Here is a 21,793-nt window from a genome sequence, read left to right as displayed (position 1 = left end):
TGTGGGCCGTTTTCCGGGTCAACCGCCGTGCGATTGACGGTGAGGAGTATAGCAAGGCTTGCCCGTTTTGTCAAGCGGCTATGTGCAAGGACGATTTAACGCTTTCTCAAGCAATATTTCTTGCGATGAGGTACGTAATAGAGTCATCACAAATCGACGAATTTGCGTGGTACACTGTGAGCAGGTCACGGTTTCTCTTTCGCCTGTGCCCTCATAGGCCAGAAAGGAAATTTCATGCCCGCCTTAACCGAACGTATGCTGTCGCTGGTTAATCGGTGGAATACAGCCGGCGACCGCAGGGCCATCTTTCTGGCCTGTTACTATCGTATGACCGAGCATATGCTATCTGCGGTAGAACGTGGTGAGTTTCACGACTCAGCGTGGGTGAATCAGCGCATTGGTAACTTTGCCGATTATTATTTTGTCGCCCTTACGGCGTGGGAACAAGCAACCGGCGGGCCGCGGGTCTGGCAGCATACCTTCGCTGTTGCTGCGCGGCGCGATATAGCCATCGTGCAACATCTGCTTTTGGGGGTGAATGCGCATATCAATTACGATCTAGTATTGGTGTTGGATGACTTGCTACGCCCGGAATGGTCACACCTTTCGGAATGTGAACGCCAGCAACGGCGATCAGACTACGATAAGGTTAATCAGGTGATTGCGCTCACGATCGATCGGGTATAAGACGAGGTAATTGCGCCGTATGCGCACGCTATGCGTATCCTTGACCGTGCTTTCGGCTCACTTGACGAGTGGTGTACAGCAATTTAATCCGCAATTGGCGCAACGATGTTTGGCAGCAAGCAATGCAGATGATTGCAACAAACGACGACGCAGAACGCACCGCTGCCCGCCAGCACATTGACCACCTTACCACGCAGCGCACCCGCTTACTCAGCGGTGATACCCTCGGCGCTCGGGTGTTTGGGTATCCCTTACGCTGGCTGAACCGGCTACGGCTGACCTGAATAAGGCTCTCGCCAGAACGGCGATCAGAATTGGAGCAATTCATCATCAAACGTTCTTTTCATCATCGAAAGAGGGAGTATGTCTGTCGAAACACAGCCGCCGCTTTGGCGGGTATGGTTATGGCCCGCTGTCGTTGGCATTGCGATTGCAGTTGCAAACGTACTCGTCTTTATCTTATTACCCCCCGATTTGGTCGAACGGTTAGGCGCCCTTGGTTACTTGGGTGCCTTTCTTTCGGCTGGGATCGCCAACGCTTCCATTGTGGTGCCGGTACCGTATTATCCACTCTTGATCCGGCTCGGACAAGCCTTTAACCCCTATGGCGTCGCCGTCGCCGCCGCTGCCGGTTCGGTGCTCGGCGAGCTGGTCGCCTTTTACGCCGGACGGAGCGGGCGCAAGGCCATGGAGCGCACCGCGTTCTACGATTGGGTTCATCGCCAAATACAGCATCGCTGGCGCGCACCGGTGGTGTTGTTTGTCCTCTCCGCTCCGCCCAATCCGTTCTTCGACGTTGCCGGAATTATCGCCGGTGCCGTCGGTGTGCCGGTCTGGGTGTTTGTTGTCACGGTGTTTGCCGCGCGTATTGTGCGGATGGGGCTGGTAGTCATCCTTGGCTACACTATCTTTGGGGGTTGGTAGCCGACGCGGAGCCACACGTTGTTGGCGCTCCTGTGCTACAATTGAGGCTACTACAAGGCGTGAGGCTGGCGCGCCAATTATCAGGGATCGCTAGCAAGCAAGCGGAGGTTGGCAATGGAGCGCAACCTTGGAATGGATCTAGTACGGGCTACTGAAGCTGCAGCCCTCCGGTCGGGGCGTTGGATGGGCCGCGGCGACAAACACGGCGCCGATCAAGCGGCAGTTGATGCGATGCGGATGGCACTCAACAGCGTGCCGATGAACGGGATCGTTGTAATCGGTGAAGGTGAGAAAGACGAAGCGCCGATGCTGTATATCGGCGAACGAGTTGGGAATGGTGAGGGTGAAGAGATCGACGTAGCGGTTGATCCGGTTGAAGGTACCACCTTGTTGGCGGAAGGCATGCCTGGCGCGATTGCTATCGTCGCCGTCGCCGAGCGTCATTCGTTCTACAACTGGCGCGGTATTCCGTATATGGATAAACTGGCCGTCGGTGAACGGGCCAAAGGCGTAATTGATATTAATGCGCCGGTCGCCTACAACATTCGTGCAGTAGCTCGTACTCTCAATAAACAGGTTGAAGACGTGACGGTCGTTGTCCTTGATCGACCCCGTCACAAAGACCTGATCCGCCAAATCCGCGAGGTCGGTGCTCGGATCAAACTCATTCCGCACGGTGATGTGAGCGCCGGGATCATGACCAGCATTGAAAATCCGCCTGCCGATATCCTGATGGGGATCGGCGGTGCGCCAGAAGCGGTGTTGACGGCTGCCGCCCTGAAGTGTCTCGGTGGCGAGATACAGTGTAAAGTCTGGCCACGGAATGATGAAGAACGCGCCCGGCTGGCTGAGCTTGGCCTTGATCCGAAACAAGTGCTTACGACCCGCGATCTCGTGCGGGGTGAGAATGTGGTAGTGGCTGCGACTGGTATCACCTCCGGTGAGTTTCTCCGCGGGGTTGAGTATTTTGGCGGTGGTGCCCGTACCCATAGCGTGGTGATGCGCTCACGTTCGGGAACGGTGCGCTATATCGATGCTACACACCGTTGGGATAAGTTGATGCGCATCTCTGATATGCCGTATGTCCATTAATATTCCCGCGCAACCGCCAACGTTGCGCGACCAGATTGTTCAATCACCACTCCTCATTGCCGGGCTGGCACTGGCTTGTGGTGGCCTGATCGGTGGGATTACCGCTTTCGGGCCACTGTACGCCGTCGCTGGCCTACTCGCCCTTGCGTTAGCTACTGCACTGTTGATCAGTGTCAAGGCAGGGTTAATTGCCGCATTGGCGATTGCAACGATTATCCCATTCGGCACGCTCCCCTTTAAAGCCATTATTACTCCGAATTTTCTGACGGTAACACTCGTTACGCTGAATGCTGTCTGGTTTTTACGTGCATTGGCTCGCTCAGACACCTATGACGTTCGCTTCGGATCGCTCGGTCTCCCCCTGATCGGGTTTCTCGGTTTGACCCTCTTTTCGCTCATATTGGGCGCACGTGGTTTGCCCGATCCGCAGACCTTACACAATTACGCGAAATTTGTCTTGGGGGTATTCTGTTATCTTACCGTGATCAACTGTGTGCGTGACCGCGATACAGCTCGTTTAGTTGTGCGTGCATTGATTATTGTCGGTGGGATCTCGGCCCTCATCGGTTTGATCTTGTGGGTATTACCTGATGCAACAGCCCTACAGTTGTTGGTAGCACTGGGCCGGATCGGCTATCCAACAAGTGGTCGAGTGCTACGCTACGTCGAAGACGATCCGAACGGCCTCGAACGGGCGATTGGCTTGAATGTCGATCCGAACAGCTTTGGCGGGATGTTAGCACTGGTCGCCGTACTTACCCTAACCCAATTGGCAGCACCACACCCCCTTTTGCCACGATGGTTGTTAGCAACCCTCGGCGGGATACAGGTATTGACACTTTTACTGACCTTTTCGCGCGCCGCCCTCTTCGGCTTGGTCATCGCTGCTGCATATCTCGCGACGGTGCGGTATCGACGGCTGTGGCGCTATATGATCATCGCCGGAGTCACGGGAGGTGTGTTGCTCATGGGATTGGGATATGCCGACGACTTTATCAACCGCGTGCTCTCCGGTGTCCAGTTTCGCGATCAAGCCCAGCAAATGCGGCTCGATGAGTATGCCAATGCAATCGCGATTATTCAGCGCTACCCGGTGTTTGGTATTGGGTTTGGTGCTGCACCAGACCTTGATCTGTCGGCCGGCGTCAGTAGTATTTATTTGGCAATCGCTCAGCGCATGGGCTTGGTCGGCCTGGTCGTCTTTATCGGCCTCATCGGCTTTTGGTATACCCGCAGTCTCCACATTTTGCCGCAGCTCGATGACGAATCGACCAGTTGGCTCCTCGGTTGTCAGGGGGCTGTTGTAGCAGCATTGGCCGTTGGGTTGGCCGATCACTATTTCTTTAATATTGAGTTTAGCCATATGGCAACCTTGTTATGGTGTACGATGGGGCTAGGTAGTGCCATTGAATGGCTGATCAATGAGTCGTAATTATCTTATGGTTGATTGAGATTACCCATGGCAACCAAAACGAACCATATCGCCGTCGTGGCGGAAAATCGCAAGGCACGTCACGATTACGATATTGAAGAGACTATCGAGGCCGGTATTGTGCTTTCCGGTAGCGAGATAAAATCGGTGCGCGCCGGCCGCGTTAATCTGCGCGGAAGTTTTGCCCGCGTGGTCGATGATGAAGTGTTTCTGTACGATGCCCATATCGCACCCTACGAGCAATCAGGTAAATATTTTAACCACGATCCACTGCGCCCACGGAAACTGCTGCTCCATCGCCGTGAAATTAACCGCTTGAACGGCCTGGTACGGATGAAGGGAATGACACTGGTGCCGTTGAAGATATATCTGAAAGACCGACGGGCAAAAGTCGAGCTGGGCGTCGCTCGTGGCAAGAAAATATACGATAAGCGTGAGGATATTGCGCGCCGCGATGCCGAACGTGATATCGAACGCGCATTGAAACGGCGAATACGCGAATAGACTGTGACTTCTGCCCCGTGTGATGCGTGGTCTGCCGTCTGTCATCACAGCTACGAATAGTGAGCTTGCTGATGCAGAAGATGAACGTGGTAACACCGGATTCAGCTTAGTTTACCGAGTCGATTGAGGAACCACAATGACCGATCGTTTTCACCGCATCCGTGAATGCTACCTCACCGGTGAGATTCCATGGGATCATCCCGAACCGCCACCTGAGATTATTGCCCTGAGCCAAGAACTACCCCCGGGAAGAGCCATCGATCTTGGCTGCGGTACCGGTCGTGCATGTATCTGGCTAGCCCGCGCCGGTTGGCAGGTTGATGGGATTGATTTTGTCCCTGAGGCTATTGCTATCGCTCAAGAGCGCGTGAACAACGCCGGCGTGACCGACCGCGTGCGATTGTACGTCGCCGACGCGACCAACCTCCCCTTTCTGTCCGGGCCGTATGACCTCGCCATCGATGTCGGTTGTGGCCACGGATTTAGCGAAGTCGAGCTAAAGGCGTATCTTGATGAAGTTCGGCGGCTCCTACGCCCCGGTGGACTGTTCACTTTTTTCGCTCATTTGCGGGACAGCAACCATCCCCACCGCGAAACCCTGAGATCGAGTCTTGAGCAATCGCTGTTGATGGAAGAACTACGCCGACGCTTTACCGTCGAGCAATTTGTCCCCGGTGAAACAGTTGTTATGGGGCAGCGTGGCCCCTCGGCATGGATCTATCTGCGTCGACTGTAATCGTGAGTTGGGTTGGACTACGGAGCTACCATGAACGCCATCCAAGACACATACCCCGACGAATTGAGTCACTGTTACGGTTGTGGCCGTCTCAACCCTGATGGTCTTCAGATCAAGAGTGTTTGGAACGGCAATGAAGCTATCGCTCGTTTTACCCCTCGCCCTTATCATACAGCCGTACCCGGTTATGTCTACGGCGGTCTGCTTGCCTCACTGATCGATTGCCACGGTACCGGCACTGCCGCAGCCGCAGCCTATGCTGCTGCCGGTCGTGAACCCGGTACCGCCCCCTACTTACGTTATCTGACGGCATCATTACGGGTAAACTTTCTCAAACCAACCCCCCTTGGTCCTGAATTAATTATTCATGGTCGGGTCAAAGAAATAGCGGGCCGAAAGATGGTCGTTGAGGCTTGGATTGAGGTCGACGGCGAAACAACGGTACAGGGTGAGGTGGTAGCCGTCCAAGCGCCTGACCATATGTTAGCGAACTTGCTCAGGCGTGACTAGTCTATCGGTTGTACCAGATAGTAAGAACCAGACTACGGACTGCTGCCCACAGACCGGCATCGCGTTCGGGAACTTCATACGTTTTGACCGGATCACGCACGATGATCGCCGATGTTATCGATTCAGACATGTGAGGCTTTCCTTCAGATCAAAATGAGTGCATGTTTGGCTATCGCGGCACCTTGCCGACGGTCACCGCAAAGTGAGCAATCGCCGCTCCGACCAAACGCCACGCTGGGTCGAGCATCACATCGTGCGGAGCATCCGGCACAATCAACAGTTCGGCGTGATAGGCAGCAGCAAGTGCTTGTTGAGCAGGTATATCGAAGATGGCATCCTGACCGGCAGCAATCACCAACACCGGTGTTCGGCATGCAGTCGGGCGAGGACGTACAAGCATGCTGGTCATTGTCACCAAGGGCGGTTCGGCAACCAACTGTTGGCGGTAACGTTCGAGGTCGGCGGGTGGAATATCAGGGCTGAAGAGAGCTGCCCGTACCGCAGCAGGGTTGCGGCGCAACAGCGCGCGAATATCGACCATCTGCGCACCTTCCCGCCAGCGCCGCAAAAAATAGGCTGGGCTAGAAACCGGTGAGCTACACAGTAAGACCACACCGGCGAGCGTTGGGGAGGGCCGACACCTCCCGGTCATTAGTAACTGAGCAACGTAGCCACCGGCGCTATGCCCAACCAAAAGCGGGGGCTGAGCGAGTGTGGTGATTGCCGCGTAGACATCGGCGACGTAATCACAGATGGTCGTTGACCATCGAGCCGGCGGGCTAGCCCCATGCCCACGTAAGCTGATAGCATGCGCTGTGAAGCCACGTGCCGCCAAATCGGGCAATGCCCGTTCGGCCCAACACCACGCACCGTGCCATGCGCCGTGAATGAGAAGTACCGGTGGTACCTCCAGCGCCCGTTGCGGCTGGGCCGTTATCCATTCAAGATTCATGACTACTCGAGCACCTTATCCGCCGGCAAGCCCAACTGACGCCGTCGTTCTTCGGCTAACCGCCGCTTCTCGGCGATCATCTCGTCGGTCACATACATCCCAAACGAGCGCAGACGAGCGAGTTCGAGGCCGTGTTTTTTCCAAAGTCGGTAAACCTCTTTTACCCGTTCGATTTCGATATTGCGACCAAGGGTATAATCTTCAAACTTGCCTTCCATTGCCAGTAGCGCCGTTTCGGCGAGACAGGCGTAGGCCGTACCGGGTGGCATATCGATATCAAAGCCAAAATCCGGCTCACCGGGTAACACGATCTCACCACTCTCAATCACCAGTACATCGGGCCGTCGCCGTGCATCTTCCTCTTTTACATCGGGTGGGCGAGCCACATCGCACACCACTGCTCCGGGTTTGAGTTTATCGATATTAATGACTTTACCGGTCAGAGCACTGGTCGTAGTGATGATCAAATCGGCATCACCGAGATGGGCATCAGCATAGGTCGCGGCCACAACCCGCGCTCCCGGCGTCTCAGATTCGATCTGTTTCTTGAGCGCGATTAACCGTTCGGCACGTGGTGCCACCAGGACGACATCATGTACTGCCTGTGCCAGCAAGCGGGCACAGACAGCGCCAATCGAGCCGGTTGCCCCAATCACGACGGCCCGTACACGTTCCGGCTTGCCTCCCTTCATCAGGAATACTGCCCGCTTGGCAGCTTCAAGCGTTGCGGCTACCGTCAGCGAATTACCTGAAGTGATACCGATGTTGGATTTCTGGGCTACGGTAATCCCTGCATCACCGACGACAGAGGTGAATGCGCCCAAGCCCATAATCTGTGCCCCCATCCGTTCCGCCATCCGCGCCGCTTTAATCAACCGACGATAGGTAAAACTCGGTGGTCGGCGCATCATCTCGCGCGGCGTTGTGCCAAGGGTGAGGAGGATACCTTCGACCTCTTCGCCGGTCGCTTTCGAGCGAATCCCACGGATCCGCGACAGGTAGAGCGGTGGAAACTCGGCGGCAACTAGCTCCACTAAACGCGGCGGTAGGTAGCGCGTCCAACGGAACCAGCGGTGATTGGCAATCAGTTCGGTTCGCAACGGATGGATCACGAAGGCAAAGCGCGGCTTCGGGCGCGGATTAAGATCTTGTACCGTCGGTTCCCAGCCGGCAGCAGTAATAAAATCGATGACCTCGGCATCACCGGGCTGGCGTGTGCTCTCGGTAATCGCCGTAATAATCGCCTCGATTGCATCAGCCGCCAGAAAAGGGCGTTCTTCACTCAGAGGTGGTGTCATCGTCACCAAGGTCGTCACTCCACGCCGGCGCAAGTCCTCGATTTCCGCGGGAGATGGATCATCGGTGATAACTGCTTTGCGGGTCAGATCGGCCGGGGCAAAACGACGAATGAACGCAAAGTCGCCGGCAATGACATCAGCCCATTGGAAGAGAGCGGCAGCACGTGGATCATAGCCCTCTTGACCGAGCGCGACCGGGTGGATAAAACGGTAAGGTAGGAGCGCAAGCAGCGGTAGCGCGGTAGCCGCGTACAATTCGAGTTGTTCAAGCGAACGCGGTAGTGGTAAGAAAGGAAGACCGGTGTGGATAATCGGATCGGCAAAACGCAATTCTGGTTCGTATTGAGCGATTGCGGCTGCCAACTGATACCGTTCGACACCACTGGCAACCAATACGCGCTTGTACCGTAATAATGAAGGAATCTGACGCACTGCCTGCGCAATCGCCCATCGTTCCAAAATCACCTTGACGACACCACCATCAACTACCGGCGTCCGCCGTGCCTGTGCTGCGATATGGATCGCTTCTTGATGAGGATAACGGGCACGACCAATCCGAAACACCGGCGTCAACCCACCGAGACCGATTGCGTCAACATTGCCATCAAATTCCCGGATCAAGGCCATCGCCTGGGCTACATCACCGTTAGTGCCAATCCGGCGCACCTCAACCTGCCGGCCAAGCACCGTCACCGTGATTTGGTAGTTACGCTGTGCCGAACCGAGACTAATGCTAACTACTCGCTTCATCGTCGCTCCTCCTCACACGTATGGTGCAAGTATACCATAGCGCGTGGGAAGCAACAGAAGGGACGGGCGACGTGGAGACCGGTTAGCATCTTTGTTCTTCAATAGAGCGTGGTATCATACTCTAGAGGCATATCCCGATGTTACCTTTTGCCTCTCGTAAGCATCACCTATGATAAGAGAAGTTTGAATCTATGACCATCACAAGCGTACCAACACCTCACCGCCTCTTACGCGGCTGGTGGATTGCAAAACACCTCTTTGCGGTAACGATATTCGTCATGTTGATTGCGCTCGGTTTTTGGCAACTCGACCGACTCGCTCAACGACGAGCGGCAAACGCTGCCCGCTTAGCAGCACTCTCCCAACCGGCGATCCGTCTCACCCCGACGACCGATCCGGCCACCGTGATTGGGCGGCGGGTAGTCGTTAGCGGTACCTTTCGCAATGAAGAGAGTGTGGTGCTGCGGGGAAAACGCTCGGATAGCGGAGTTGACGGCGTTCACCTGCTCACTCCGTTACAGATTGAGGGCAGTGAGTATGCTGTGCTCATCGACCGAGGTTGGTTGCCTTCAGCGCAGGGCGCAACCACGGCTTACGCAGTAACTCGGCCGGTCACCATTGAAGGGATCGCCCAAGCGCCTCAATTGCGTCCTGACAGCCCGCTCGCCGGACGGGACCTACCGCTACCTGGCGAGACACGTATCAATGCCTGGCTACGAGTCGATGTACCGGCAATTCAGCAGCAAGTTGGCGCGCCCCTGTTGCCCCTCTTCATTGCCCAACTGCCGGACGGTAGTAGCGGCTTGCCCCGTCCGCCCGATCCGTATCGACTCGATGAGGGACCACATTTGGGCTATGCTCTGCAATGGTTTACGTTTGCCGCTATTGTTGGCGTTGGCTACATCGTGCTCTTGCGGCAGGAGCTACAGCGCACCTAAGATTGACACTTTTCTTACATAGTGCAAATACTGTAACAACAGCTTTCTGGTACACTAGATGCAGGTAATAAACAAGTGGTGCAAGGAGAACAGTGGCATGGTGGGAGTAACCAATAAGGCAAGTGTCACTACTGCCTATGAAGCAGTGATTGAAGTAAATGAAGCAACGTTTGAACGCGAAGTATTGCAGCGTTCGCAGACAACACCGGTGGTCATAGATTTTTGGGCGCCGTGGTGCGGGCCGTGCCGTGTGCTCGGACCAACGCTTGAGCGACTTGCCCGTGAAGCCGGCGGCTCGTGGGTACTGGCCAAGATCAACGTTGATGAAAATCCCCGACTGGCCCAGATGTTCCGCGTTCAGGGCATCCCGGCAGTCAAGGCAGTGTATCAGGGTAAGATCGTTGATGAGTTCACCGGTGCGTTGCCGGAGAGTCAGGTACGCGCTTGGCTGAAGCGGGTGGTGCCCGACCGCAACGCCGATCTGCTGGCGATGGCACAGGCGCTCGAAGCGACGAATCCAAATGAGGCAATTGCCCGCTATCGCTTGATTCTGGGCCAAGATCCGAAGAACGAGACGGCGCTGTTCAATTTGGGCCGATTGCTGGCGTTGCGCGGTGATCCCGAAGGGATCGCTACTCTTAAGCAAATACCGGCTAGTAGCTCGTTTGGTAGCCGAGCGATTGCTAGCTTGCCGATTGCCGATCTGGTCGGTGCGCCCAACGAGCCGGCAGAGGGGAGCGAGGGTCTGTACCGCCAGGCAGCAGCCGCTGTCCGCGCCGGCGATTATGCCACGGCAATCGAGCATCTACTGACTATCGTCGGACGTGACCGGTCATTCCGCGATGACGGCGCACGCAAGGCGCTGCTCGCACTTTTTGCGCTGCTCGGCGACGATCACCCACTGGTAGGGCCGGCCCGCCGTCGTCTGGCCAATCTTCTCTTCTAAGTATGGCGTAACCACAGCACAGGAGCCGCACGTTGTGCGGCTCTCATGTTCTAGGAATGGCTATGATCGTTGTGTTGTCAGGCGGCGTTGGCGCCGCTCGTTTTTTAGAAGGACTGGCTGCAATTGTTGCACCGGACCAGATCACGGCTATTGTCAATACCGGTGACGATATGGTCATGCATGGTCTGCACATTTCACCAGACCTCGACATCGTCACGTGTACGCTGGCGGGAGTAATCGATCGTGCGCAAGGCTGGGGGATCGTCGGGGATACTACTGAATGCATGCAATGGCTCGGACGACTGGGTGCACCAACATGGTTCAAACTTGGTGACCGTGATCTAGCTTTGCATATCTATCGCACGACCCGCCTGCGCGACGGCGCTTCCCTTTCGCAGGTCGCCGATGAGATTCGACGGGCATTGGGGGTACAAGTGCAGATCATTCCGATGAGTGATGATCCTGCGCCAACCCAAGTTATCACCGATCACGGTGAGTTACACTTTGAAGAGTATTTTGTCCGTGAACGGTGCCAGCCAGCAATCTATGGAGTGCGACTCCACGCCGCCGGACCGGTACGACCGGCACCCGCGCTGCTGCCATTGTTGGCTAACGCCACCGCCATTATTATCGCGCCAAGTAATCCGGTCGTTAGTGTTGGGCCGATTCTTGCCGTTCCCGGCGTGCGTGAAGCAATCAGCTCCACTACAGCACCGGTTATCGCCATTAGCCCAATTGTTGGTGGTGCAGCCATCAAAGGACCGGCCGTCCCAATGATGAAGGCTGTTGGCATGCAACCTACTGCGCTTGGTGTGGCTGAGGCGTATGCTGACCTTATCGATGGCATCGTCATTGATACCGTCGACACCGAACTTGCTCCGGCCATTCAGTCCCTCGGTATACAACCGCTTGTGACCGACACGATCATGGTCGGCATAGCGGAAAAGATAGCATTAGCACGGGCAGCGTTAGAACTTGCCGGCCTCACTGCAATGACGAACAACTGAGGAGTAGGTCCGTGATCGGCATTGCGATCCCCGTTAAACGGCTCCCATTGGCAAAATCACGGCTGGCCGGTGTCCTCGATCCGGCCAGCCGCCAACGGTTGGTCTTACGGCTCGTCCGTCATGTCATCAGTACGGCACAGCAGGCGATCACACGTCGTAATCTGACGGGACACATCTGGTTGGTCAGCGCCGATGATACGGTGGCCGCCATGGCAGCTACTTACAACGTGCAATGGCTCCGCGACCGTCATGAAGAACTTAACTTGGCCCTGAACGAGGCACGAACGCAACTCGAGAGGTACGGTACGCATACAATGATCGTGCTGGCCGGCGACTTGCCCTTTCTTACTGCGACAGACATCATCACCATATACGACGCCCTAGCCGAAGCCGATCTTGTCCTTGCGCCCGATCAAGAGCGAAGCGGTACGAACGCCTTGGCCATCCGCTTACCATCACCGATACCATTTCAATTCGGCCTCAACAGTGCAGCTCGCCATCTCAACGCCGCAACCAACCTCGGTCTGCGTACATGTCTGGTTGAAACCCCATCGCTCGCTTTCGATCTCGACGATAGCGAGCGGTTACGCCAGTTTTGCTGTGCGTTGTACGATGATCGATTAAGATGTCGCTGATGCGGGCGACGTTGGCCGGTAACGGCGCAGCACCAACAGGGAATCGATAGTATAGACCGCCAGCGCCACCCAAATTGCGCCAAAACCGATCAATTGTGTCGACGAAAATGGCTCACCGTAGACCAACACCCCCAGTAAGAGTTGCAAGGTCGGGGCCAGATATTGCAGAATCCCGATGGTTGTCAAAGGAATACGTTTCGTTGCCGCACCGAAAAAGAGCAATGGCGCTGCTGTCACAACACCGGTACTGATGAGCAATAACCATAAACCGGTATCGTGGTGAATCCCACCGTTACTCCCGGCAAGCCAACTCAACCAGAGCAAGGCTGGTAGAAACATCCACAGCGTCTCTACCGTTAATGCCTCGAACGAACCGAGCGGAGTCTGCTTTCGCAAGAGACCATAAAAGCCAAACGACAGCGCCAAAGCCAACGCAATCCACGGCAACGCGCCGGCGCTGTAGGTGAGCCAAGCAACCCCGGCAGTGGCAAGAGCAATCGCCAACCACTGTGCCGGGCGCAATCGTTCGCGAAGGATAATCACACCAAGCGCAATACTTACCAGCGGGTTGATAAAATAACCGAGGCTCGCCTCAACCACCCGGTTCATCTGCACCGCCCACACATAAATCCCCCAATTAGCGGCTAGCAAGGTCGCGCTAGCCAGATAGGTCAAACGCAACCGGCGCTGGCGGCGCATCACCTGCACCCACTGCCACTGCCGGCGCACCACCAGCACGGCGAGTAAAAAGAGGAGCGACCAAATCATGCGGTGGGCAAGAATCTCGGTCGCGGTTGCACCATTCAGGGCCTTCCAGTAGATTGGCAGTAGTCCCCAGAGAGCGTAAGCAGCAATTGCTGCACCAACACCTTGCAGAGAGGTTTTGTGGATCATAGCGACTTTCTACGATAAGTAATCGTACTACAATAACTCTTAAGAATAAGACCTCACGTTTCTTTGTTTAAAAAACATTCATCATTAAGATGAATGTTTTTTAAAATCATATCAGTATCTCGCCATATTCCCTCCATACTTCTCTCTAGATAACAACTTTTCAATGTTCCCCTTATTGCTCGATCAATCGACCTGTTCGGTAATATTTCGGTTCGGACTTCGGTTATGATTCGGTTTAAAAGCAGTACTACATCGCAGCTAAGGAGTTGAGTCATGCAACGCCCGATGAAGCGAGCAATGCTTTCGGCACTGACTACCATCACCTTGCTCGTCATCTGGTCGCTCATCAGCCGCCCCGTCTTCACGGCCACCAGCACTTGGATCGGCGGCAACGGCAACTGAAACGATCCTTGCTAACTGGAGCGGTGGGATTGTGCAGCAGACCCGGAATGACACTGCAGTGTTTCCCAATGCGCCGTATCCTCGCACTGTCATCCTCAATAGTAGCTCAATCGAGATCAGCGAAGTGCGCTTCGACAGCGATATGACCTACTGGCTGTTTGGCAGCGGCAGTCTGTATTTTCCGCCTGCCGGCCTCGGCTCTATCCGCGCCCTGAGAGGCAATCATATCATTGGTGTACCGATTGATCTACAGAAAGACATTACGTTCGACATTGCCGCCAATAATAGTCTGACGGTGCTTAGTCCTAACAACCTGCTGCGCGGTAGCGGCGGAATTACGAAAACCGGCGCAGGTGATCTCTACCTCTTAACCCCTAACGAGCACCGGGGCAAGACGATTATTAACAATGGTTCGGTAATTATCGCCGATGATTAGGCTTTCGGCACCTCAAAGCTTGAATTACTCGGTGGTCAGTTGATTAACATCGGCAGCCATAGAGTCATCGCCAATCAAGTTACGACATTCAACAACAATTTTACCTTTGCAAGCAGAGACTATCGTCTGAGTTTTAGCACACCACTGAGTTTACCCGGTAACCGACTTATTGTCGTCGAAGGTGATGTCACTTTTGCCGGCGTTACCGACCCAGCGAAAAGTCGTAATCTCCGCAAAACCGGCAGCGGCAATCTGACGATTAATCTTAGTGGTAGCAACAATATCGGCGCTTTCGTGCGTAACGAAGGTAGTGATCAACTTAATCTCTATGGCAGTGGCATCGTCGGCGCTATCATCTTTAATTCAACATCCGATGGTGGCGAGATCGGTATCGGCGATCAACGGGATGTGAACACCGGCGCCATTATCCGTGGTCAAGGTGTTCTGTCTATCGAAGGCAACGGGGATGGTGCTCGCTTGCACGGACCGGATATTCGCCTCCGATTTGACATTGGACCTTCAGGCGACAAACTGGTGTTAAAAAACACCACAAACAATCGTAGTTCCAATGCAAAAATTGAACTGATCGGTATAGGTAACCCAGACGGTGCTGAGCTGGAACTCGCACTTGTCCCCGGTTACACACCTAACACGGGCGACAGTTGGACAATCATTGAGCATCAATCCACGGGAGGGATTATTGGTACCTTCCGCAGTTTGCCCAACAACACCGTGGTTAAGGTTAGTGGCTATCCATTCAAAATTGTTTACGAAACGAATAAGGTCTATCTAGTTGCACTGCCGCAACTGGTAGTTAATGTGTATGACGGCAACAACCAAAGTGCTTTGCTGAACACCGATTTTACCTAACCCTTGCGAGTGCGGGTTAGCGACGAGAACGGCAACCCGCTGAGTGGGATTTACGTTATGTTCACTGCTCCCGCTAACGGGGCTAGCGCAACCTTCCCCGCGGGTAATGGCGGCGTGAGCGATCTCTATGGAATCGTGGAAATTCCGGTGCGGGCCAATAATGTGGCTGGTACGTACACTGTCACCGCAACGGCTGGCAGCTTTAGCATTGATTTTACGCTGACAAACGTTGATCCGGCGCCGACGGCCACCGCCACCCCGACGCCGGAACCGACCGCTACCGCCACCCCGACGCCCAAACTGACCGCTACCGCCACCCCGACGCCCAAACTGACCGCTACCGCCACCCCGACGCCGGAACCGACGGCGACGGCCACCGCCACCCCGACGCCCGAACTGACCGCTACCGCCACCCCGACGCCCGCTCCCGACCGCCAGCCCGCTCCCGACCGCCAGCCCACTCCCGACTGTCAGCCCACTCTCGACGCCAGGTGAAGCGCCACAACTCGAACTTGACTTACCGGCATCAATAGCCGTCGGTAGTAACATCGACGCTCAATTGCTTGTCAGTGGTGGTAGCGGTAATTACACCTACAGGTGAGCGGTGAACTGCCACCCGGCCTGACACTTCATACTAACGGACGATTGGCGGGACAAGTCACTCAAATCGGTACATATACCTTTACCATCATCGTTAGCGATGGTAACGGACAAAATACCAGCTTCTCGTATGAGATTGTGGTCGAACCAATGAAACTCTATGTACCGATTATCATGCGCATAGCGCCCTAATAAAACGCAACACAACACCGATGATGCCCTGTCGGTAGTGACGATACCGGCAGGGCATTATCATGGACACCTCTTTACAAATTAGAACTTTTGTTCTATACTGTATCCACGATACGGTACGGGTAAAAAAGAGGAGTACGTATGATAGGGCGCAATCGAGTTCAAAGCACTAGCGAAGCCATAACCCTCCAATACGCCAACGGTAAGAGTATAGCTCGACCGGTCGGCGGTAAACGATTTAGCCCATACATTGGTTTCCACATTGAAGTTGGGCGTGACGATGAACTCGACACACGCCTACGTGCTGCTCAGATCGATCAGATCGAAATCAAACACCAGCGGCAAGGTGGAGCTGAAATCGTTCGGCACTGGAAACTAGGAGAGACAATTCGGTTCTACCCTATTACGAGCGGGCCGGTTGCTCAGACAGTCGCCGGAAGCCTTGGTCGCAACGCTCATGCCACAGCAGCAGCCGGCATAGGTATACGATGGGGTAGTAATGACCGCAGTCGGATGGCCGTGCGTGGTCACCTCGATCTACTCGTCCAAATGGAAGTGATGAGACTGGTGCAATTATCGGTGCGTTCGCGAATGAGTGACGTGCTGCTAGCTGCACTCCTCGACCATGGACGTGTTTGTGAGTCAGCAGACCATCTGATAGACCGTACCAAACATCCAGATATTGTTACCTTCCACGAGCTTGCTTTGCCGCTCGGCCCCGGCGAAGAGGAAGAATGGGGAAAAGGAGAAACCACCACCGTCGTTCCTTTCAAGAGTTTGCATCCCTCTCAAATCGATCAGGACTACATCCGACAGATTTGGCGACCTGATGCAGTTCATCAGGCAGCACTTAACGAATGGCCTGGTATTCAAGTATGGGCTAGCGAGTATGCGTTACAGGCTGAAGAGCGTAACGTGAGTAATAATGAACCTAATCCAACAACGGTATTCTAGAGTTGTACCAAGATTGCAGGTAAATAACTCAAACCGTCGCTAATCCCAAAATAAGGGTGAGAGGGTGTCATCCTTTGCGTCCTTTGCGCCCTTTGCGCCTTTGCGTCAGCATCTTTGCGTCCTTTGCGCCCTTTGCGCCTTTGCGTCAGCATCTTTGCGTCCTTTGCGCCCTTTGCGCCTTTGCGTTAACGTCCTTTGCGTGAGAATTTTGTACTATTTGCACAAATTAACTCCCATTCTAATTGTGCAGATAGTACAGTATAATCGAATCGTCAACAGCAACAAAACCATCGCGGCGAAGCCAATCTTGTAAAGGAGCACAGCAATGCGCAACGGGAACTTTGAGAACTACACAGTTGAGGAAATATTGCAGACATTCGGTGCGGAGGCTCGCACCTTCCTACGTGAAAACCGGATCGACCGCAGTCATCTACGCTTTGCCGATGCTTGTGCAGCCGCAAGCGTCAACCCCGATGAGTTCTTTGCGCAGCTCGATGCTAGCATGCGCCGCCGCGCAGCGCGAACGGCCAAGCAGAATATCGTGGAGTATGCCTAATTCATTCAGCAGCCAGTAAGTGCCTTAACCAGAATGGGCGAGTTAAAAACTCGCCCGTTTTAATTCCGCTCAACATCAACCGGTCTAGCTACAACACCTGTACCGGATCGACATCAATGATCCAGCCATCGAGTGGCCCAACTGCCTCAAGCATGGCGGTGATTATAGCAGTGGACGTATCGGCCGGAACACGCAACAGGATATGCCATCGCCAACGGGACCGCTGCCGGTGAAAAAAGGCCGGTGCTGGACCGATGAGTCGCCAACCGCTGAGATCATAATCGCGAATGTAATTATGTAACGTTTTGGCGAGCTGCTCAGCTCGCTGTCGGCAGGTTGATTCGCTAGCCGCATGGACGACAAACCGCACCAACCGCCCAAATGGCGGATAAGCAAGTGCGCGACGAAATGCGATTTCTTCACGAAAGAACGCCTGGTAGTCGTGTTCACGGGCTGCTTGCAGTGCATAATGATCGGGCTGATAGGTTTGAATGATAACCTGCGCCCCTTCACTACGCCGTCCTGCTCTGCCGGCAACCTGCGTTAAGAGTTGGAAGGTACGTTCACCGCTCCGAAAATCAGGGACGTACAAGCCGGTATCGGCCAGTATCACCCCGACCAACGAAACGAACGGCAGATCAAGACCTTTAGCAATCATTTGGGTGCCTACCAACACATCGATATGGCGAGCCAACATCGCTTCCAATAAAGCATTGTGGGCATCTTTACCGGAAGCACTGTCTCGATCCCAGCGCGCTACCCGCGCCTGTGGAAACAGTTCACGAACTGTCTCAACCACACGCTGCGTACCTGTCCCTAACGCGCGGATACGACGACTCAGACACTGCGGACAGACAACCGGCATGGCGGTGCGTTGACCACACGAATGACAGATCAGAATGCGGTACGGCTCATCGGTTTCGTTCACGACGGCATCATCGTAGTGTGCCGTCAGTGGTGTTGAACAACGCTGGCAACGAGCGACATAGCCACAATCACGACAAAAGATAAACGAAGCTGCGCCCCGCCGATTGAGAAAGAGCAGGGCTTGCTGTCCCCGTTCTAGCGTCTGCGCGAGTGCGTGGTGAAGGATGGTAGAAAAGATCGAAGTATTGCCCTGCTGCAATTCACGTCGCATATCAACCAGCCGCACCGGTGGTAAGGGCAGGGGTCGTGTATGCACGAGACCATCAACCCCAAACTGACCACCGATCCGTTCCGGTAATGTCACGAGATGCAGAAACCCCCTTCGCGCTGCATAGAAACTCTCGACACTTGGCGTCGCACTACCCAGCACAACCGTTACCCTACCTAATTCGGCGAGTTGCAACGCGGCATCACGTGCGTGATAGCGAGGAACCGTGTCGTTCTTAAATCCCGGTTCATGCTCTTCATCGACAATCACCAGCCCCAGTTCAGGCAAGGGAGCAAACAATGCCGAACGGGCGCCGATAACGATACGGGCCTCGCCTCGCCGCAGGCGTCGCCACGCATCGTACCGTTCACCATCACTCAAACCGCTGTGCAAGACTGCCAACTGATTGCCAAAACGAGCGGCAAATCGGCGTACCAACTGCGTAGTCAACGCGATTTCAGGAGCCAACACCAACGCCTGTCGACCCAAACGAAGGGCACGTGCGACCAACCGTAAATAGACTTCTGTCTTGCCACTACCGGTAATCCCGTGCAATAAAAACCGTCCGCCAGCCCCGGCTTCAAGATCAGCTACGATGAGTTCGTAAGCGGCACGCTGAGCAGCAGTAAGTGGTGGTGATATATCAGGTGGTGATACCAACGTGAGGAGTGGATTACGGTACACCTCGCGCTCACTGATTGTAATCAGCCCACGCCGCTCAAGCGCACGAATACCCGCAGTATCGATACCGGTAGCCCGACGCAATTCGGTGAGCGTCAGGGGCGCACCGGCAGCATGATCGGCCAACCAGCGAACTACCGTCGCTTGCCGGGGTGCCCGTCGCAAATCTGCCAATGCCCGATCGAGGTCGGTAACCGCAAGTTGCACAACTTGTTCACGCCGTGGCCGCACCCGTGGCGGCTCGACACACGTGCCACGCACAATCAAACCGCGTTCGGCCAATGAGCGATACGCAGCGCGTAAATGCGCGTCGCTACCACGTAGCACCGTTCGCAAATCGGTCTCACTCTGTTCACCGTGTCGGCGAAGATAAAACAGAATCGCCCGTTCCCGATCGGGTAAATCACCTAGCTCATATTTCAATCCGGCCGGCGTTGCGCGCCATGTCGTTGTTGCCTGCTGAGCAACGCCTGGCGGTAAGCACAGATCGAGCACTGCCATGAACGGGGCATAGTACGTTTCCGCAACCCAACGCGCTAACGCTATACACAACGGCGGGATAGCCAACTCAGGGTCAACAAGATTGATCACATCACGCAATGCCGTAGCAACACGTGCCTGCAACGCAACGACGACACCCTGCACCTGCTGCTGACGCAATGGCACCCACACCACGTGCCCAACAGAGATACGCTCATGCAAATGGGGTGGAACACGGTATGAAAAGATCGAACTGTGACGGCGGCCAACTGATGGTGTCCGCACCGCTACCTCTGCCACGAGATCGTTACACTCTCGATCAGACATCGAAGCCAAGAATGCACCTCACACAACGGCAAGCAGGCAAAGGTGTGATATACTATCGCGTTGGATTGCTGGAGGGTCTCGGACTGGCAGCGGGCCAGTTTCTCCCCTCCGTAAACATCAAAGAGAGGTATCCAATGGCCAACGTCACACTAACCGCTCAACGCCGTTACATTTTCGGCAAAAAAGTGAAGACCTTACGTCGCGAGGGCATTCTACCCGCCAACTTTTACGGCAAAGGGGTAGAAACGACAGCTATTCAAGTCAATGAGCGCGACTTCGAGCAGATCTTCCGCACCGTCCCGAAGGGAGATTCGTTCACGCTCGACATCGAAGGCACAACCTACCCGGTCGTCATTTACGTCGTCCAACGCCACCCGGTCACGCGGAAGTTCTTGCACGTCGACTTTAAGTTGGCGTAACAACCAAGCGCAATCCAACACGCAGCAAAGGCCGGTGCCAGGGACATCATCCTGCATAGCGCCGGCCTTTCCACATCACGCCCCAGCCTAACCAGACTCGTACAATGCCCCAACCGGCGATACTTAGATACAGCAGCAGCCCCATTGGCCACAAGAGCGCATAGAAGGGACTCAGGCGATAAAATCCACGATACAACATCCCCCAAAAAAGTAAACCGGCCAGCCATGACAACAAGCCAGCGACCAATGCCGCCTGACCGGCCACACCACCACCAAGCAACCCACCGACCATCAGGATCAACGGTCCATACGCCTGTCCTAATAGTAATCCCATCCCGGCAAGTGAGCGCCAACCACCGCTACGTGAACCGGCCGATGCATTCTTCATCAAGCCTTCGACGACCTCACGGGCATTCGTATACATTCGTACCGAGAGATATTCCATCCCAATCGCACCACGGACGGTAAAACCGGCGGCACGCAACGTCTGACCTAGTCGAACATCTTCAAGAACTTCACCACGTACAGCATAATGACCACCAACTGCGTCGTAAGCTGAACGTCGTATAAACAGACATTGACCGTTCGCCAGTACCTCGGTGGGACGAACATCAGGTTGAGAGAGGCGCTCGAAAGGAAAGATCGAGACAATTAAGGCCACGAATGATGGTAAGACCAAGCGTTCAGCCCACGTTCCCAACTCAAGGAAGGGGAAAATTGTTACCAGATCGGCATTTGTTGCCAATGCGTGACAAAGCAACGCTGCCGCCAAATCCGGCTCTGGGACGGTATCAGCATCGAGAAACAGTAACCAAGTCCCTTTGGCCATATCACTGGCCTGCTGACATGCATGACACTTACCCACCCAACCCGGCGGCAACGTGCGCCCCGGTATCACGCGCAACCGCGGATCGTTAGCGGCTAGATCGGCGAGAATTGCCGGGGTACGGTCGGTAGACCCGTCATCAACGACGATCACCTCGAAGTTTGGATAGCGCTGCGCAAGGACACCCCTCACACAACGACCAATCACTCGTTCTTCATTTCGTGCCGGGATCAGAATCGAGATCAACGGCGGATCAGGTGGCAAGCAAGGCGGCGATAGACGTGGAATACGACGCATGCGCTGCCAGTTCATGCCAAAACTAGCGATCAGGGCAAAGCCGCTCAGCACCCATAGAAGAGCAAACCACATACACACCTCAGATATGGCCGGCGACCAATAGATAGTATAACAGCTTATTGCCGCCTGGTCTCAGTCAAGCATCGGTATCCAACTTTGCGGAAAGAACCATCGAATACCGCCCGAAATCTTTCAGCAGTAGCACTTCGCCCAAAACGATTTTTTCGTATCCCAGAGAGACAAAACGTGATCGGAGGTATGCGCTTGACAAATCGGGAGGGATTCGCTATACTACGCAGCGTTGCAAGGGCAA

Annotated in this window: 26 protein-coding genes; 20 read left to right on the top strand and 6 right to left on the bottom strand. The window is 54.8% G+C overall.

All coding sequences use genetic code 11. The annotated features are described in order from the left end of the window. The first annotated feature begins 234 nt into the window (after positions 1-234). From ACP5OT_RS17365 to ACP5OT_RS17330, 8 genes are all read left to right on the top strand, one after another. On the top strand, positions 235-687 hold the full coding sequence (locus ACP5OT_RS17365; RefSeq protein ID WP_424677328.1) for a DUF5995 family protein: 453 nt from the start codon (positions 235-237) through the stop codon (positions 685-687). 128 nt (positions 688-815) lie between these two features. Next, positions 816-971: a hypothetical protein gene (locus ACP5OT_RS17360; RefSeq protein WP_428132849.1), complete on the top strand. Its 156-nt coding sequence runs from the start codon at positions 816-818 to the stop codon at positions 969-971. A gap of 79 nt (positions 972-1,050) precedes the next feature. Beyond that, a complete protein-coding gene (locus ACP5OT_RS17355; protein ID WP_424677326.1) occupies positions 1,051-1,611 on the top strand; it encodes a VTT domain-containing protein in 561 nt (186 codons plus the stop codon). A 114-nt stretch (positions 1,612-1,725) separates the two neighbouring features. Continuing rightward, complete coding sequence (gene glpX, locus ACP5OT_RS17350) at positions 1,726-2,703, top strand: class II fructose-bisphosphatase (protein ID WP_424677325.1); 978 nt, start codon at positions 1,726-1,728, stop codon at positions 2,701-2,703. Continuing rightward, a complete protein-coding gene (locus ACP5OT_RS17345) occupies positions 2,693-4,135 on the top strand; it encodes an O-antigen ligase family protein (protein ID WP_424677324.1) in 1,443 nt (480 codons plus the stop codon). Before glpX ends, ACP5OT_RS17345 begins: the two co-directional genes overlap by 11 nt. Before the next feature lie 27 nt (positions 4,136-4,162). Continuing rightward, a complete protein-coding gene (gene smpB / locus ACP5OT_RS17340) occupies positions 4,163-4,639 on the top strand; it encodes an SsrA-binding protein SmpB (RefSeq protein ID WP_424677323.1) in 477 nt (158 codons plus the stop codon). 136 nt (positions 4,640-4,775) lie between these two features. Continuing rightward, a complete protein-coding gene (locus ACP5OT_RS17335) occupies positions 4,776-5,375 on the top strand; it encodes a class I SAM-dependent methyltransferase (RefSeq protein ID WP_424677322.1) in 600 nt (199 codons plus the stop codon). Positions 5,376-5,405: 30 nt separating this feature from the next. Then, positions 5,406-5,885, top strand: coding sequence for a PaaI family thioesterase (locus ACP5OT_RS17330; protein ID WP_424677321.1), 480 nt, complete (start codon positions 5,406-5,408; stop codon positions 5,883-5,885). 1 nt (position 5,886) lies between these two features. On the opposite strand, the gene ACP5OT_RS17325 is transcribed toward ACP5OT_RS17330, so the two are convergent. From ACP5OT_RS17325 to ACP5OT_RS17315, 3 genes are read right to left on the bottom strand one after another with little or no spacing between them, the layout of a single operon-like run. Further along, positions 5,887-6,015, bottom strand: a complete 129-nt coding sequence (locus ACP5OT_RS17325) for a hypothetical protein (protein ID WP_428132846.1) — start codon at positions 6,013-6,015, stop codon at positions 5,887-5,889. A 39-nt stretch (positions 6,016-6,054) separates the two neighbouring features. Next, positions 6,055-6,837: an alpha/beta hydrolase gene (locus ACP5OT_RS17320; RefSeq protein ID WP_428113523.1), complete on the bottom strand. Its 783-nt coding sequence runs from the start codon at positions 6,835-6,837 to the stop codon at positions 6,055-6,057. 2 nt (positions 6,838-6,839) lie between these two features. Next, the gene (locus tag ACP5OT_RS17315) at positions 6,840-8,885 is read right to left on the bottom strand and encodes a serine carboxypeptidase (protein WP_424677318.1); all 2,046 of its coding nucleotides are present in this window, start codon (positions 8,883-8,885) and stop codon (positions 6,840-6,842) included. A 191-nt stretch (positions 8,886-9,076) separates the two neighbouring features. On the opposite strand from ACP5OT_RS17315, the gene ACP5OT_RS17310 reads away from it, so the two are divergent. The 4 genes from ACP5OT_RS17310 (at position 9,077) to cofC (ending at position 12,411) form a co-directional block, all read left to right on the top strand. Beyond that, positions 9,077-9,823 carry an SURF1 family protein gene (locus ACP5OT_RS17310; RefSeq protein ID WP_424677317.1) on the top strand — a complete coding sequence of 249 codons (747 nt, stop codon included), beginning with the start codon at positions 9,077-9,079 and terminating at the stop codon, positions 9,821-9,823. Between the two features lie 97 nt (positions 9,824-9,920). Continuing rightward, positions 9,921-10,769 carry a tetratricopeptide repeat protein gene (locus ACP5OT_RS17305; protein ID WP_424677316.1) on the top strand — a complete coding sequence of 283 codons (849 nt, stop codon included), beginning with the start codon at positions 9,921-9,923 and terminating at the stop codon, positions 10,767-10,769. Positions 10,770-10,831: 62 nt separating this feature from the next. After that, a complete protein-coding gene (cofD, locus tag ACP5OT_RS17300; protein WP_424677315.1) occupies positions 10,832-11,776 on the top strand; it encodes a 2-phospho-L-lactate transferase in 945 nt (314 codons plus the stop codon). 11 nt (positions 11,777-11,787) lie between these two features. After that, positions 11,788-12,411: a 2-phospho-L-lactate guanylyltransferase gene (gene cofC, locus ACP5OT_RS17295; RefSeq protein ID WP_424677314.1), complete on the top strand. Its 624-nt coding sequence runs from the start codon at positions 11,788-11,790 to the stop codon at positions 12,409-12,411. Here cofC and rarD read toward each other — a convergent pair. Continuing rightward, a complete protein-coding gene (gene rarD, locus ACP5OT_RS17290; protein ID WP_424677313.1) occupies positions 12,397-13,305 on the bottom strand; it encodes an EamA family transporter RarD in 909 nt (302 codons plus the stop codon). The two genes, cofC and rarD, sit on opposite strands and share 15 nt — an antisense overlap. Positions 13,306-13,578: 273 nt before the next feature. Here rarD and ACP5OT_RS17285 point away from each other — a divergent pair, with 273 nt between their 5' ends. From ACP5OT_RS17285 to ACP5OT_RS17255, 7 genes are all read left to right on the top strand, one after another. Further along, a complete protein-coding gene (locus ACP5OT_RS17285; RefSeq protein WP_428132843.1) occupies positions 13,579-13,707 on the top strand; it encodes a hypothetical protein in 129 nt (42 codons plus the stop codon). Positions 13,708-13,738: 31 nt separating this feature from the next. Further along, positions 13,739-14,143 carry a hypothetical protein gene (locus tag ACP5OT_RS17280; RefSeq protein ID WP_424677311.1) on the top strand — a complete coding sequence of 135 codons (405 nt, stop codon included), beginning with the start codon at positions 13,739-13,741 and terminating at the stop codon, positions 14,141-14,143. 39 nt (positions 14,144-14,182) lie between these two features. Beyond that, positions 14,183-15,013 carry a hypothetical protein gene (locus ACP5OT_RS17275; protein WP_428132841.1) on the top strand — a complete coding sequence of 277 codons (831 nt, stop codon included), beginning with the start codon at positions 14,183-14,185 and terminating at the stop codon, positions 15,011-15,013. A 57-nt stretch (positions 15,014-15,070) separates the two neighbouring features. Continuing rightward, complete coding sequence (locus tag ACP5OT_RS17270; RefSeq protein ID WP_428132838.1) at positions 15,071-15,508, top strand: hypothetical protein; 438 nt, start codon at positions 15,071-15,073, stop codon at positions 15,506-15,508. A 102-nt stretch (positions 15,509-15,610) separates the two neighbouring features. Further along, the gene (locus ACP5OT_RS17265; RefSeq protein WP_424677523.1) at positions 15,611-15,805 is read left to right on the top strand and encodes an Ig domain-containing protein; all 195 of its coding nucleotides are present in this window, start codon (positions 15,611-15,613) and stop codon (positions 15,803-15,805) included. A 141-nt stretch (positions 15,806-15,946) separates the two neighbouring features. Next, positions 15,947-16,759, top strand: a complete 813-nt coding sequence (locus ACP5OT_RS17260; protein ID WP_424677524.1) for a hypothetical protein — start codon at positions 15,947-15,949, stop codon at positions 16,757-16,759. A gap of 325 nt (positions 16,760-17,084) precedes the next feature. After that, positions 17,085-17,315, top strand: coding sequence for a hypothetical protein (locus ACP5OT_RS17255; protein ID WP_428113531.1), 231 nt, complete (start codon positions 17,085-17,087; stop codon positions 17,313-17,315). Positions 17,316-17,403: 88 nt separating this feature from the next. Here ACP5OT_RS17255 and priA read toward each other — a convergent pair whose 3' ends face one another. Continuing rightward, positions 17,404-19,938, bottom strand: coding sequence for a replication restart helicase PriA (gene priA, locus ACP5OT_RS17250; RefSeq protein WP_424677526.1), 2,535 nt, complete (start codon positions 19,936-19,938; stop codon positions 17,404-17,406). Between the two features lie 134 nt (positions 19,939-20,072). On the opposite strand from priA, the gene ACP5OT_RS17245 reads away from it, so the two are divergent. After that, the gene (locus ACP5OT_RS17245; RefSeq protein ID WP_424677527.1) at positions 20,073-20,357 is read left to right on the top strand and encodes a 50S ribosomal protein L25; all 285 of its coding nucleotides are present in this window, start codon (positions 20,073-20,075) and stop codon (positions 20,355-20,357) included. Positions 20,358-20,403: 46 nt separating this feature from the next. On the opposite strand, the gene ACP5OT_RS17240 is transcribed toward ACP5OT_RS17245, so the two are convergent. Beyond that, a complete protein-coding gene (locus ACP5OT_RS17240; protein WP_424677528.1) occupies positions 20,404-21,552 on the bottom strand; it encodes a glycosyltransferase in 1,149 nt (382 codons plus the stop codon). Between the last annotated feature and the right edge of the window lie 241 nt (positions 21,553-21,793).

Origin of the sequence: Chloroflexus sp. (assembly GCF_049970315.1) — a bacterium.
Taxonomy (GTDB): Bacteria; Chloroflexota; Chloroflexia; order Chloroflexales; family Chloroflexaceae; genus Chloroflexus.
Note: the sequence above shows the minus strand (reverse complement) of the source record. Positions and strands in the feature narration are given on the sequence as shown.

Bases quoted from the DNA above. Each gene is read 5' to 3' on its own strand.
- ACP5OT_RS17365 (WP_424677328.1), top strand. From the start codon at position 235: ATGCCCGCCTTAACCGAACGTATGCTGTCGCTGGTTAATCGGTGGAAT.
- ACP5OT_RS17360 (WP_428132849.1), top strand. From the start codon at position 816: ATGATTGCAACAAACGACGACGCAGAACGCACCGCTGCCCGCCAGCAC.
- ACP5OT_RS17355 (WP_424677326.1), top strand. From the start codon at position 1,051: ATGTCTGTCGAAACACAGCCGCCGCTTTGGCGGGTATGGTTATGGCCC.
- glpX (WP_424677325.1), top strand. From the start codon at position 1,726: ATGGAGCGCAACCTTGGAATGGATCTAGTACGGGCTACTGAAGCTGCA.
- ACP5OT_RS17345 (WP_424677324.1), top strand. From the start codon at position 2,693: ATGTCCATTAATATTCCCGCGCAACCGCCAACGTTGCGCGACCAGATT.
- smpB (WP_424677323.1), top strand. From the start codon at position 4,163: ATGGCAACCAAAACGAACCATATCGCCGTCGTGGCGGAAAATCGCAAG.
- ACP5OT_RS17335 (WP_424677322.1), top strand. From the start codon at position 4,776: ATGACCGATCGTTTTCACCGCATCCGTGAATGCTACCTCACCGGTGAG.
- ACP5OT_RS17330 (WP_424677321.1), top strand. From the start codon at position 5,406: ATGAACGCCATCCAAGACACATACCCCGACGAATTGAGTCACTGTTAC.
- ACP5OT_RS17325 (WP_428132846.1), bottom strand. From the start codon at position 6,015: ATGTCTGAATCGATAACATCGGCGATCATCGTGCGTGATCCGGTCAAA.
- ACP5OT_RS17320 (WP_428113523.1), bottom strand. From the start codon at position 6,837: ATGAATCTTGAATGGATAACGGCCCAGCCGCAACGGGCGCTGGAGGTA.
- ACP5OT_RS17315 (WP_424677318.1), bottom strand. From the start codon at position 8,885: ATGAAGCGAGTAGTTAGCATTAGTCTCGGTTCGGCACAGCGTAACTAC.
- ACP5OT_RS17310 (WP_424677317.1), top strand. From the start codon at position 9,077: ATGACCATCACAAGCGTACCAACACCTCACCGCCTCTTACGCGGCTGG.
- ACP5OT_RS17305 (WP_424677316.1), top strand. From the start codon at position 9,921: ATGGTGGGAGTAACCAATAAGGCAAGTGTCACTACTGCCTATGAAGCA.
- cofD (WP_424677315.1), top strand. From the start codon at position 10,832: ATGATCGTTGTGTTGTCAGGCGGCGTTGGCGCCGCTCGTTTTTTAGAA.
- rarD (WP_424677313.1), bottom strand. From the start codon at position 13,305: ATGATCCACAAAACCTCTCTGCAAGGTGTTGGTGCAGCAATTGCTGCT.
- ACP5OT_RS17285 (WP_428132843.1), top strand. From the start codon at position 13,579: ATGCAACGCCCGATGAAGCGAGCAATGCTTTCGGCACTGACTACCATC.
- ACP5OT_RS17270 (WP_428132838.1), top strand. From the start codon at position 15,071: ATGTTCACTGCTCCCGCTAACGGGGCTAGCGCAACCTTCCCCGCGGGT.
- ACP5OT_RS17260 (WP_424677524.1), top strand. From the start codon at position 15,947: ATGATAGGGCGCAATCGAGTTCAAAGCACTAGCGAAGCCATAACCCTC.
- ACP5OT_RS17255 (WP_428113531.1), top strand. From the start codon at position 17,085: ATGCGCAACGGGAACTTTGAGAACTACACAGTTGAGGAAATATTGCAG.
- priA (WP_424677526.1), bottom strand. From the start codon at position 19,938: ATGTCTGATCGAGAGTGTAACGATCTCGTGGCAGAGGTAGCGGTGCGG.
- ACP5OT_RS17245 (WP_424677527.1), top strand. From the start codon at position 20,073: ATGGCCAACGTCACACTAACCGCTCAACGCCGTTACATTTTCGGCAAA.
- ACP5OT_RS17240 (WP_424677528.1), bottom strand. From the start codon at position 21,552: ATGTGGTTTGCTCTTCTATGGGTGCTGAGCGGCTTTGCCCTGATCGCT.